Origin of the sequence: Oscillatoria nigro-viridis PCC 7112 (assembly GCF_000317475.1) — a bacterium.
Taxonomy (GTDB): Bacteria; Cyanobacteriota; Cyanobacteriia; order Cyanobacteriales; family Microcoleaceae; genus Microcoleus; species Microcoleus nigroviridis.
Map to the genome: position 1 here is coordinate 1,905,193 of NC_019729.1, position 11,933 is coordinate 1,917,125.

Below are 11,933 nucleotides of genomic sequence, written 5' to 3' on the forward strand. Positions count from 1 at the left end.
GATCGCCTGTAAAACTGTTTGACCAAAGCGAATCGTTAATTTAGCATTTATCAGGAAATTGGGTTTAAAACCCCCTCCTTCTAGGGCGGCTTTAATTTCTTAAATCCCTTCCTAAAAATCAGGAATTGCTGGTATTTGTAGTATACTAAAATCGTCAAGGTTAAACTCGCAATACCCTCGTGAAACAGTTAAGACACACTTTTAGGTATAAACCGGGGGACGCAGAGCGGCGAAAACTCTTAAAACAGCTAAAGGATCAACCCATCCTTAAACCAGTAAAAACAAACAATTTCTTGATTTGTTAAGTAGGGTAGGGCATACCCAAACTCGCTTGCTTGTATCAAGCGTACGCTTTTGGAGATAGACCCTAGGCGGGTTACTGTGAATTAGACTCGTCAATTTGTACTATTGTACGGTTGAAAGGTTTAAGGACTGCCGCAAGGACATGGTGCTTAAAGGTCAGTCGATGAATTAAGAATCCCCACGCCTTTAGACCGGGGAGTGTCAAAGTGTTGATATTTGTTGGCTCTGCACAATCAAGTTAAGAAAGGCGCAGATGAGCGAAATGGATGAACATAAAGTTAATTTCCAGGTAAATTTAGAAATTTTTGGAGAGGTTCAGCCAAATCACCAGCTAATTTCCTAAATTTTTTCATGTTGTACAGCTCACCCAATAATATGGCTTCAGTATCAAAGGTAATTATCATCGGGGGTGGAATTGGCGGTCTGACCCTAGCCCGTGCCTGTCTCGATGTGGGCATTGCAGTTGAACTATACGAGAAGCGCGGTCTGGATGTTATGCTTTCCGGGCCCGGAGGCATATTCATCCAACGCAATGCTTTGCGCGTCTACAAGCTTTTGCAATCAGGGCAGATTTACCAGCGTTTCTACCAGCAGGGAGGCAAGATCCTCAAAGGTGGGTTTTTTGACCAAAAAGCGGAACCCCTCTACATTAACGCTCCTCAATTCATAGGCGAAGATGACTTGGGTGTGTGCCTCCTGCGACCTGAACTTCAGCAGATTTTATGGGAAGCCTTGCCAGAGGGAACTGTGCGGACTGGCGCTGCCTTTGAGAAATTTGAGGACACGGGCAACGGCATTCGGGTCTTTTTCTCTGATGGTCGCACTGCTGAGGGTGACATCTTAGTAGGCGCAGATGGTCTTTACTCCAAGGTACGGGCTAAGCTCAATGGTAGGGAGCGGTTAGAGGAGCCTGTTTACAGTGGGACTTGCTGCTGGAGAGGCTACTTTGATGGCTCTGGCTTACCACTAGATCCACAATACAGTTGGGCAGAATTCTGGGGTCAGGGCACTCGTTTTGGCTACTTCGATGTCGGTGGCGGTCGGTTTGCTTTCTATGCTTTCAACAATACCCCAGCGGGCGGTAATGACGATGCACTGGGCGGTTCCTTGAATGCCTTGCGCTCGCTGTTTAAAGGCTATGCTGACCCAGTACCCGCTATCATCGAGGCTCTCGATCGGGAGAAAATTTACCGAGATGATATTGTCGATCGGCCACCGCTGGGAACCCAATGGGGGCAAGGGCGAGTTACCTTAATCGGGGATGCCGCCCACCCAGTTCAACCGAGTATCGGTCAAGGGGGCTGTATGGCGGTGGAAGACTCTTTTGAACTAGCGAAACTCCTATGTACTAGCCAAGCTGGTGGCGATACTGTTCCTTACCTATTGCGGCAGTTTGAAGCCAGCCGCGCTCAGCGAGTTACTCGCGTATTCAATAGTTCCAGACAAATAGGCAAATTGGGGCAGGCGGATACGGCGATCGGATGTTTGTTGCGGAACGGCATTTACAAGCTCACTCCTACTTGGTTGGCTGACTTGCAGTTCAAATGGTTGTTTGATTACCAACCTCAATGGAATCAGACCCGTACAAATCATTCCGCATAAGCTTGACATTGGGAAACGTGAAATACTCTGTCAGTTTCCCAATGCGATAATTGGTAGTCCTGCATAGTCATGGTTAAGATATTTTTTCACTAACTTCAATAATCGTTATAATGATGGATAAAACACCAGAGATCGGCAAACAAACTGTCAGAGACACTCTTTACCTTTAAAGTTTTGCTTGCCACAATAAGTCAGACCATTGTTTCTGACATTTTTATAACCGCAAGGGGGACAATTGATAGAGAAGGAAGTTAAGAAAGTGGAGCTAAATGATTCTACCCGATTTCCCTAACTATGCACCTCTACCAAATTATTAAAGCGTTGTGAATTTAGGTTGAAAAACTTTAATAACTTTGAAATTAGAGCTTTGATTAGCTGAAACTTTTCTACATTTTTAGCAGAGTAAGTACGAAAGAGCCGTTTGATTATTTGCCAACAGTTAACAGGAGGATGGAGAAGGTTTTGGGGAAACAAACCTGTGAAAACATTTACGCTCTGCCTTGTCAGCTTAACAACTATATCTTATCGATTTGTCCCTTGGCTGGAAGATAATGGTGACGTATTTGCGTAACACATAGCAGGTTCGATGTTCTGTTTAGGCTTGAAATTTGTTTAAGTCCCGTTAACTTAACTCCAGCAGCCCAGAAGAGAGCGGCAAACCATCCTGAAATACCAGCAATTCTCCCGGCTGAATTTGCGTCCAAACTTCGTTATCTGTCAGAGGAAAAGTGGCAATAACAGCCACGCGATCGCCCTCGTTGGTCAATTCCCGAAAATCGACTGTTACATCTTCGTCGATCGAGTGAGCGCTAGCAAAAGGTGCTTGTCGCACAATATAATGCAGATTAGTAGAACAGTGGGTGAACAAGTGTTCTCCATCGGAAAGTAAATAATTAAAAATTCCGTGTTCTGCCAAACTTTTAGTAATTTCCTCCAGTACCGGGTAAATTTCTGCTAAAGCAGGCTTACTTTGAGGAAAAGTAGAGCGCAGCTTTTCTAATATCAAACAGAATGCTTTTTCGCTGTCAGTTTTGCCAACCGGTTTGTAAACTCCGGTACATTCTGGATCAAAATTTTCGAGATTTCCGTTGTGAGCAAACACCCAATAACGTCCCCAAAGTTCCCGAATAAAAGGGTGGCAGTTTTCCAGAGCAATTTCGCCTTGCGTAGCTTTGCGGATGTGAGCAATGACGTTAGTTGAATGAATGGGATAGCGACGCACTACTTCTGCAACCGGAGAAGCAATCGCAGGTTTAGAGTCTATAAAAAGGCGACATCCCAAACCTTCAAAGAAAGCAATTCCCCAACCGTCTTGATGAACGTCAGTTTTGCCCCCCCTTGCAGAAAAACCCTCAAAAGAAAAGCAAATATCTGTCGGAACATTGCAGTTCATTCCCAGTAATTGGCACATAGCTTTTAAGTCTCTGGAGTGTGGATCGATCGCGCAGCTATTGGCAGCTACAGATTGACCATTATACTATTATAGTATGAATTGATTTAGCCTAATAAAAAAGACAGAATAATTTTCGATTGTCAACCGTAATGCTAATTAAATTTTCAAAAATGCGTGAAGCCAAGCTATCCCGAACGCGCGTGCGATCCCGTTGCGGTAGGGAATCGCCCAAAATTCAATCGCGTTCCCCGGAGAACAGTCTTCATCGTTCCATTTGTCCTGCAATTTTTTTAATTAAATTTATGTAAAATTCACTTTTGTGGGGGAAAGTCTGAAAGTTGTTTGATATCCTTCAAAACTATTTGAGGCCTCCCTTTGTATTGTTCTACCTTCCCACTGACATACACATATCCCCGTCCCAGACCCGCATAACGCTTCTCGATTAGCCGCTTCAAGGGAGCTCTTTCATCAGTTTCAGCATTTGGTATCCACAAATCTAATTTATGATACACCGAACCAGCATAAATTAGAGCGCTTCCGCCGATCCATTTAGTAATTCCCGCCTGCAAATCGCAGAAAATAGTAATAGATTTAGCTTTCTCAGAAGCCGCTAATATTTTCGGGTAGTGCAACCTCAAAGAAAGCGCTCCTGCCGTTGCTTCCGACAACCGAAACTCTTCAACAATCGAGCCTCGCATCGACCACCAAGGCAGTAAATTAGCATAGTTGCGAGAGGGGACTTTGGCATTGATAATCGGATTCCAAATCATCAGATTGTAAGCTTTTGCCGCCGATTCTGCCTCAGTCATTTGTCGGTGATACAATCTGGAGCGCCCGTATTTGACGAAGTAAGGACTCCAGCCTTCTTCAATCAGTTTAAGATTGTAATTTTCTCCGTCTTTATGTACGTAACAGAGGAGACGCCCGTAGTTGTCGCGGTGTTTTTGTAGAGCCACTTCAACCGAATCGTCTGTATCAAATTCTATGTCAATTTGAGCAAGTCCGCCATCTGCTGTGCCGAAGTATTTTTTAGCCATTTCCGAAGCTGCTTTCCCCGCTGCCGTTACAGGTTTGGAACCTCCCGAATGACTTTCTTCGGTATCGACGCAAATCAGGCGCAGAGCCTCGGTTTTGCCGTTGAGAGAAATTTTGATGCTGTCGCCATCAACTACTTTAGTTATTTGCAGGTTCGGAATTCTGGTTGCCATATTGTGAACCCTGTTGCACTTGAGATTTCATGCAGGTATCGGTTGGATCATACACGAGTTCGTTATCAATAGCAACTGTAATTTTTGTTGTTTGTATTAATATTTGTCAACTGTGGCGTATTTTATCAAATCGGGGAAAAAATCTCGAAAATCTGATTCTAATCGCTGATAGTTAGCTGTCAAATCTTCTATGCCGCTTGCCAAGTTATTTGTCCGTTTGAGTCGCGCCGACATTCTTGTAAGAGTGATGCCGATTTCGGCAATTTCCTGATAAGATGAAAGCAAGTCGCGGGCAATTATTGTGGGCAGCAAACGCTGGAGAGAGTCAGGTAATATATCGCGGTTGTCTTGCAATATTTTATAGACATTCTGAGAAAAATCCCGGAGCGGAATTTCTGAATATTCCAGCCAATTTTTAGCCAAGAAGTGGTCGTAAAACACGTCTATCAAAACTCCAGCAAACCTGCGTCTATCGGCGCAAACAAGGCTTTTACTCGATCGCACTATTGCGTGAGAGTCCGTGTAACTATCTACTTTGCGGTGCAAATCGATGCCCTTTCTAATTTCCTCGGAATAAAGGTTGACGGCAGAACCTTTGACAAAATCTCCTAAGAGGTTGCCAATCAGGGATTCTGGCGTGCCTTTTGATAAGAATAGATGAGCCAAATAATTCATTAACTACACAACTGCATAACCTGTATGGGGTCTGACATCTGCAGGATGAAAACCTAAAACAATGGAATCCTTGGAAATTCCAGCAGCTACAAGTTCTTTCGTCATGCCGTATTCTGTCTCATCTCGCTGTACCCAAATCTTATCATCAATAATATCTATATGAACCAAACAGCCGTGAATTCGTTTGGCTTTATCCCAGCCTAAATTAACTAGCAGGTAACAATCAGATTTTTCATCAAACACGGCTTTACAAATTATATCGCCATGATAGTAAGGAATTTTTTTGTAAGGTTCGAGAACTGTTTTAATCGTGTTTCTAAAGTTAGCTAAAGTATCCATTTTACGATCGCCTCTTGATTTGGGTCGAATACAATCAGCTTGAGCTTTTCATCTTCAATCATTAATTGACCGATCGGATAACAAAAGAGCGATCTCCTAACTGTAGTATGCTGGCGATCGCTGCACCCACACTCAAATATTGCTTGCGATCGGCTACATCTCTTGACGGAACGCTCTAATAGCTTCCCCAGCATCAGTTTCGGCCATCAAAATACAGCGTTTCATCAAATCGAGATCGAGGTTATTGAGTCCGGGTAGCTGACTGCGATCGCTCTTTTCATAGCTACCGTCTTGGAGATGATATATCTTCAGTAATCCATCTTCCCAAAACCAAACCTCTGGAACACCCAAAGGTTTATAGCGCTCTAACTTACTGATTCCTCCACTGGTAAAGACAACTTCGATCGACAAATCTGGAATCGGTTTTACACTCCCGATGCAGTAGGATTCATCTGCTTGCACAGAGACAACTCCCGATCTTTCCTGCGTCATTGCCCCTGTGGGCTTGAAGAAAATTCCCTGTTCGACGAGAAAGGTAGTTACTAAGTAACCGATAACATGAGCAAAAGTTTCGTGGTCTTCTCCAGGCATCAGAATCTCGATCGTCCCATCATAGTAAAATAGTCGCACCCCAGGGGAGCCTTCAAAGCCCTTTTGGATAAATTTAAACCGTTCCCACATTCCATGATGGACAATGCGTTGGTCTGTGGTTTTGCTTAGTAGTGGAGGCATCGCGCTCAGATCCAGTCCAGAAATTATCTTGATTGTAGCTTGTATTTTTAACGAATGCGAATCTCTCCCTCTTTAGCATAGATAACAGCTTGCATAGGAGTAAGAAAATCCATCCCTAGCAGACCGTCTACAAAAGTGGTCGCAGGTAACGTGTAGGCAACTATAGGAAAATTTTCTAAACGCTCGCCCAAGCAATTAAACCAAGGCACAGATACTACTGGTGCTTCGACAATACCGCCACCTGCTGATGTCCTAATTCTGCGTAGAGGATTTTGGATATCGCAACCAAGAGCTTCTAATATATTTACCCGCAAGACGGTATAAGTTGAGCCTGTATCAACTAATAATCTGAATTGTCTGACAGTATTACTTGTGCTAGAGGCAGCAGCTTTTAAGACGAGTAAATTTCCGTAACGCGAACACCGATAAAGTCTTTGTGAAGTCACGATATCGCCGAATAGTCATCAGGAATAGGACCAGTGTATTCTATAGAAATTGACCGGATATCTTTAAATTTTGTCAAAGCTCGGTCTATTTCTTCTCGCTCCGGTGAATGAGCTAAGACTTCACCGCGAATCACATTCCATAAATCGTCGGATTCAGTATCAGCAATTAGCACCCACTCGCGGGGATAGCGATCGCGTATTTCTGTCGCAGTCAAGATTTCCCCTGTGGGTTGGTAATCCGATCCGTTGTTATTTTGAATCAGAACTTGAGAGGGCTGGTTGGTTTCTGCTTGAGTAATTTCTTCATTTAAGATTTGCCAAAGTCGGCGTTTTTCTTCGAGTTGGAGGGAGGCGATCGCATCTAGCAGGACTTGAAAAGGAATTTGCAACTGGACGGTTTCTGGGAGCATGGCGTGTCTCAAGGGATGTTGAGGTAATTTCTCTGATAACTCTTGAATTAGCTGATAACTTAGCTTTACCTAGATAATTCTTGAATACCCAACTCAGGCTAGTTACCATAATACATCACCCATTTTGTCAATATGATAAATTTCATTGGACTTCATCACTTGAGCAATTCCTTCTGTAAAGTCAGCAACTTCATCAAATTGGCATTGAATTACCATTTGAGCTTTCTGATTAACATACCCCCATTTATTACCAACTTTGACTCGCCCTAAACCCTCACAAAGTTGAGTCGCTTCATCAAATTCCAGCTTACCTAGTAGGCGACCACTCTGATCTATATACCCCCATTTATTATCTATTTTGACTGCTGCAATACCCTCCGAAAAACTAATCGCCTTGTCAAATTGAGGGGTTATAATTACGTTATCCATCTTATCAATATAACCTATTTTTTCATCAATTTTAACTGGAATTAAGCCTTCGCCGAAGTTTCCAGACCAATCAAATTTAGGTTGAATTAGCATTCGCCCGACATTGTTGATATATCCATACTTATTACCAACTTTAACTCTTGCAAGACCACTATAAAATTTTCCAGCACTATCATATCTAGGCTGTATTACTATCTTTCCAAGATTGTCAATATAACCCCACTTTTCTACTATCTTCACTGCTGCTAGACTTTCCGAGAACTCATGAGCATAATTGAATTCAGGCGAAATTACTATTTCATTGTTTTCATCTCGATATCCCCACAAATCATCTTGTTGAAATGGTGCTAGCTGAGTATTCATTGCATACAATCTCCATTGAGCTAATTAATTGATTTTACCTAATCCTAGTTATTTATTGTTTAAGTAAAAGGCGAGCGCTCTGTTGATTTAAGGAAAAAGAGCGATCTCAATCTAACCGCAGATAAACCAGACTACTATCCGCGTTTATCTGCGGTTACAAAATACCCCTACGCACCTCCCCGCAACTTATCCAAAACCGTCCGGTCTTCCAAAGTCGAAGTATCCCCAGAAACCTCTTGTCCCGCAGCCAAAGAACGCAGCAAACGCCGCATAATCTTCCCGCTTCGAGTCTTCGGCAAAGCATCAGTAAATCGAATTTCGCCGGGACGGGCGATCGCCCCAATTTCCTTAACAACGTGCTGCTTCAACTCCTTAGCCAATTCATCGCTAGGTTGCTGCGAGTTGTCCAGCGTGACAAAGGCGACAATTTCCTCACCTTTAATCTCGTCGGGTTTACCGACAACCGCAGCTTCCGCCACGGCTGGATGCGATACCAAAGCTGACTCGACTTCCATTGTGCCGAGTCGGTGTCCGGCCACATTAATTACATCGTCAACGCGGCCCATTACCCAGAAATAACCGTCTTTGTCCTTGTGCGCCCCGTCCCCTGCAAAGTAGACGAATTCGCCATCTTTCGGGTGCAAATATTCCCAATAAGTGCGGCGGAAGCGATCGGGATCGTTGTAAAGTGTACGCATCATTCCCGGCCAAGGATGTTTCACCACTAAATAACCGCCGCTTTCCTTAGTGACTGGTTCGCCATCTTGGTCAACAACATCGACCACAATTCCGGGGAACGGTAGGGTTGCAGAACCGGGTTTTGTAGGAATTGCACCGGGCAAAGCGGTAATCATAATTCCCCCGGTTTCTGTTTGCCACCAAGTATCGACGATCGGACAATTCGACTTGCCAATTACTCGTTGATACCACATCCAAGCTTCGGGATTGATCGGTTCGCCGACGGTTCCTAACAGTCGTAAAGATGACAAATTGCGCGCGTTGGGCAAGTGTTCGCCCATTTTCATGAATGTTCTGATGGCGGTGGGTGCAGTATAGAAAACGGTGACGCCGTATTTTTCAATTACATCCCAAAAACAGCCAGGATTTGAAGGGCGAGGAGCACCTTCATACATTAAAGTTGTCGCACCGTTGGACAGCGGCCCGTAGACAATATAACTGTGTCCAGTAATCCAGCCGACATCAGCAGTACACCAGTAAACATCGGTATCTTGGAGGTCGAATATCCATTTGGTTGTCATGTGGGTATAAAGGTTATAACCACCGGTTGTATGGACGACACCTTTCGGTTTGCCGGTACTGCCACTGGTGTAGAGTACGAACAGCATATCTTCGCTGTCCATCGGTTCGGCGGGACAATTTGCCGATGCACCTTTTTGCAAATCGTGCCACCAATGATCGCGCCCTGGTTCCATGTCAATTTTCTGTTTGGTGCGCTGAACTACGAGAACGTTGGTAACGCTGGGTGTGGCATTATTTGCTAATGCTTTGTCTACTTGTGTTTTGAGGCCGACGGCGGTATCTTTGCGGAAGCCACCGTCAGCGGTGATGACGAGTTTTGCTTGGCCGTCGTTAAGCCGATCGCGCAAAGCTTCTGCACTAAAACCGCCAAAAACAACGCTGTGTACTGCACCGATTCTGGCGCAGGCTAGCATGGCGATCGCAGCTTCGGGAATCATGGGCATATAAATGCCGACGCGATCGCCCTTTTGGACTCCCAATTGTTTGATGACGTTCGCCATTTGGCAGACTTCGCGGTGGAGTTGCGCGTAGGTGAGGGTGCGGGAGTCTCCGGGTTCGCCTTCCCAAATCAGGGCGGCTTTATTTTTGCGCCAAGTGGTTAAGTGGCGATCGAGACAATTGTAGGAAATGTTAATTTTACCGTTGACAAACCATTTAGCAAAAGGCGGCTGCCAGTCGAGCACGGTATCCCAGTTTTGGAACCAGTGCAATTCTTCGGCGGCAAGTTCTGCCCAGAATGCTTGGGGGTCAGCTTTGGCTTTGTCGTAGAGGGCTTGGTATTCTTCTAGGCTTTTGATGTGAGCTTTTTGGGAGAATTCAGCGGGCGGCTGAAATAGCCGTTTTTCATGCAGAATTGATTCGATGGTATCTTGTGACATTGCTTTTAACTTTCACTTCGGTTCGTCTTTTTAACTATTGTTTGCATAAGTTGGGGCAAAAGTATGTTTATTTTCCTTAAGACTTTGGGGAAATTTGTAAATGTTGGGACTGTATTAGAAATTATAGCACTGGTAAATTGTAAATTATATCTTGGTACTCATTATCAAATGATGCTTCATAAATCAGAAGCAGTAGTTCAATATTTTGACCGATACTCAGCTTGGAATTCAGGATAAAGATTCCTGGGACATGACCATTTTGCTCTAAATGCTCTGTTAAATGAACTGGCATAGAGCGGCGGTTGTTGGTAACAAGAATGAAATTGTGGATTTCACACCAAATAAGAATTTCTGGATCGAGAGTGCCTTTAGAAGGTGCTGTTAGTTCTCCCACTGCTAGAACAACCAGATCGGGATTGCGCCTGCGAATTTGGTTAACATACGCAGGATCGACATTTTCATCAAAGAGATACTGGATTGGCATCAGCTTTGCTCCTTGCCTCTCTTTCTGCTTTAAATTTGTGAAGTTTTTCTGTCACTGGAGGAGGATTGCGACGTTGTTCTTCTCGCATTTCTTCGCCCCATTCCAGCCATTCGGTTATGTATTTACCGACTGCTTCTTTGTTGTGCAGGTAATACAAAATAGTCGCATAAACTTGTTCCAGGGTGAGCGATGTATAAACGTTAGCAATTTCTTCGGGAGTTCGAGCGCGAAACAGGTATTCATAGAGAATGGTTTCGATGCCAATGCGGGAACCTTTGAGCCGAATATCGTCAGGTCTGAGGAAGTTGAAGTAGTCTTCTAGTTGCGTGGTTTGGTGGTTGGCTTCATGAGATTGCTTCTCTTGATTAATTTCTGTTACTTCGGGAACCAGCACAATTACTTCGGCTCGGCTGTTGCGATATAACTTGAGCGGTTCACCAACGCACAATTGTCCTCGATCGTCGATCGTTGCCATCACTTTAATTGCTTTCATACAATCTACCCGATTTACAGGAGCGATATCTGGTATGATTATATCATAACAAATCCGATGGTAATGCTTTTATAATTGATTTGATAACTGACATTAACAGCCGATCGCACAAAAGCCATGACGCAAAATTTAGAAGCAAGCCAACTCTCTCTAAACGACGTTCGCCGCCTTCTCAAACTGGAAAGACAAACAGGAGGAGGTTTTACTGATTTTTTCTCTCTGGAACCTCTGACGGATTTTGAACAACAGCAACTGTTGGAAATCAGCAATGACTTTTGGCGGTATCTAGAAGCAGGTAAAGTTTCTGAAGAATTGGTTAAGTTTTTAGCACTTTCACCGTTAATGAGATTAACGGGATTTTTTCAAGTTCCTGTGGTGCTGACAATGGAAGATAGCATCCCGATCGAGGTTGAGGATGGGGATACTTTAATTAAAGGGCGCTTGGATGTTTTAGCCGTAAATCAGCCGGAGGCAGAGCTCGCGGCTGCACAGTTTTGGATTTTGGTAGTCGAGGCGAAAAATAGTGCGTTAGCGAAGCCCTCGAAGAGGATCGCACCTTTGACTGGTTTGCCGCAACTCCTGACTTATACTTATAAAAGTTTGCAGCAGCAATCGTCTGTTTGGGGATTGACGACGAATGGCGAAAGTTATCGGTTTGTGCGGGTGACGCGGGGAAATCCTTGTACTTATCAGATTTTACCGGAATTGAATTTGATTGACCGAGAGCGATCGCTCTTGTTGGCGCAAGTGTTGAAAGCGATTTGCAAGTTGCAGAATGTGCAGTTGCAGTTGGCTTAATCTCTCAGGTTAAAATCTGTGCTTAACCTACTGCCTAGACAGATATTCTGTAGGGGAGAAACCCCTTGAGTCCCTAATCGCCCTCTATCGCTGGTTCTAAATGTTGTTAACTGCTGTTGG

General features: G+C 44.2%; 14 protein-coding genes. 2 read left to right on the forward strand and 12 right to left on the reverse strand.

Annotated elements, in window-relative coordinates:
* Positions 1-678: 678 nt before the first annotated feature.
* Positions 679-1,905, forward strand: a complete 1,227-nt coding sequence (locus OSC7112_RS08135; RefSeq protein WP_015175450.1) for an FAD-dependent monooxygenase — start codon at positions 679-681, stop codon at positions 1,903-1,905.
* Between the two features lie 622 nt (positions 1,906-2,527).
* Here the strand turns inward: OSC7112_RS08135 and OSC7112_RS08140 are convergent.
* The 12 genes from OSC7112_RS08140 to OSC7112_RS08190 all read right to left on the reverse strand — a co-directional run bounded on the left by OSC7112_RS08140 (position 2,528) and on the right by OSC7112_RS08190 (position 11,015).
* Entirely contained in the window at positions 2,528-3,316 is a 789-nt protein-coding gene (locus OSC7112_RS08140) for a class II glutamine amidotransferase (protein ID WP_015175451.1), read from the reverse strand.
* A 293-nt stretch (positions 3,317-3,609) separates the two neighbouring features.
* Entirely contained in the window at positions 3,610-4,506 is an 897-nt protein-coding gene (locus OSC7112_RS08145) for a thermonuclease family protein (RefSeq protein ID WP_015175452.1), read from the reverse strand.
* A gap of 96 nt (positions 4,507-4,602) precedes the next feature.
* Positions 4,603-5,181 (reverse strand): acyl carrier protein phosphodiesterase, encoded by a 579-nt coding sequence (locus tag OSC7112_RS08150; RefSeq protein WP_015175453.1) that lies wholly within the window; start codon positions 5,179-5,181, stop codon positions 4,603-4,605.
* A 3-nt stretch (positions 5,182-5,184) separates the two neighbouring features.
* Positions 5,185-5,520, reverse strand: coding sequence for a XisI protein (locus OSC7112_RS08155; RefSeq protein WP_015175454.1), 336 nt, complete (start codon positions 5,518-5,520; stop codon positions 5,185-5,187).
* On the reverse strand, positions 5,508-5,714 hold the full coding sequence (locus OSC7112_RS37980; RefSeq protein ID WP_150111514.1) for a PDDEXK family nuclease: 207 nt from the start codon (positions 5,712-5,714) through the stop codon (positions 5,508-5,510). Before OSC7112_RS37980 ends, OSC7112_RS08155 begins: the two co-directional genes overlap by 13 nt.
* A complete protein-coding gene (locus OSC7112_RS08160) occupies positions 5,674-6,252 on the reverse strand; it encodes a Uma2 family endonuclease (protein WP_015175455.1) in 579 nt (192 codons plus the stop codon). The genes OSC7112_RS37980 and OSC7112_RS08160 overlap by 41 nt, the downstream gene beginning before the upstream one ends.
* 47 nt (positions 6,253-6,299) lie before the next feature.
* Complete coding sequence (locus tag OSC7112_RS08165) at positions 6,300-6,698, reverse strand: retropepsin-like aspartic protease (RefSeq protein ID WP_015175456.1); 399 nt, start codon at positions 6,696-6,698, stop codon at positions 6,300-6,302.
* A complete protein-coding gene (locus tag OSC7112_RS40835; protein ID WP_015175457.1) occupies positions 6,695-7,108 on the reverse strand; it encodes a hypothetical protein in 414 nt (137 codons plus the stop codon). Before OSC7112_RS40835 ends, OSC7112_RS08165 begins: the two co-directional genes overlap by 4 nt.
* 102 nt (positions 7,109-7,210) lie before the next feature.
* On the reverse strand, positions 7,211-7,900 hold the full coding sequence (locus OSC7112_RS08175; RefSeq protein ID WP_015175458.1) for a WG repeat-containing protein: 690 nt from the start codon (positions 7,898-7,900) through the stop codon (positions 7,211-7,213).
* A gap of 167 nt (positions 7,901-8,067) precedes the next feature.
* Positions 8,068-10,038, reverse strand: a complete 1,971-nt coding sequence (gene acs / locus OSC7112_RS08180) for an acetate--CoA ligase (RefSeq protein ID WP_015175459.1) — start codon at positions 10,036-10,038, stop codon at positions 8,068-8,070.
* Between the two features lie 121 nt (positions 10,039-10,159).
* Positions 10,160-10,522 carry a DUF5615 family PIN-like protein gene (locus OSC7112_RS08185; protein WP_015175460.1) on the reverse strand — a complete coding sequence of 121 codons (363 nt, stop codon included), beginning with the start codon at positions 10,520-10,522 and terminating at the stop codon, positions 10,160-10,162.
* Entirely contained in the window at positions 10,500-11,015 is a 516-nt protein-coding gene (locus OSC7112_RS08190; RefSeq protein ID WP_015175461.1) for a DUF433 domain-containing protein, read from the reverse strand. Before OSC7112_RS08190 ends, OSC7112_RS08185 begins: the two co-directional genes overlap by 23 nt.
* Before the next feature lie 117 nt (positions 11,016-11,132).
* On the opposite strand from OSC7112_RS08190, the gene OSC7112_RS08195 reads away from it, so the two are divergent.
* Positions 11,133-11,813, forward strand: a complete 681-nt coding sequence (locus OSC7112_RS08195) for a hypothetical protein (protein WP_015175462.1) — start codon at positions 11,133-11,135, stop codon at positions 11,811-11,813.
* Positions 11,814-11,933: the final 120 nt, after the last annotated feature.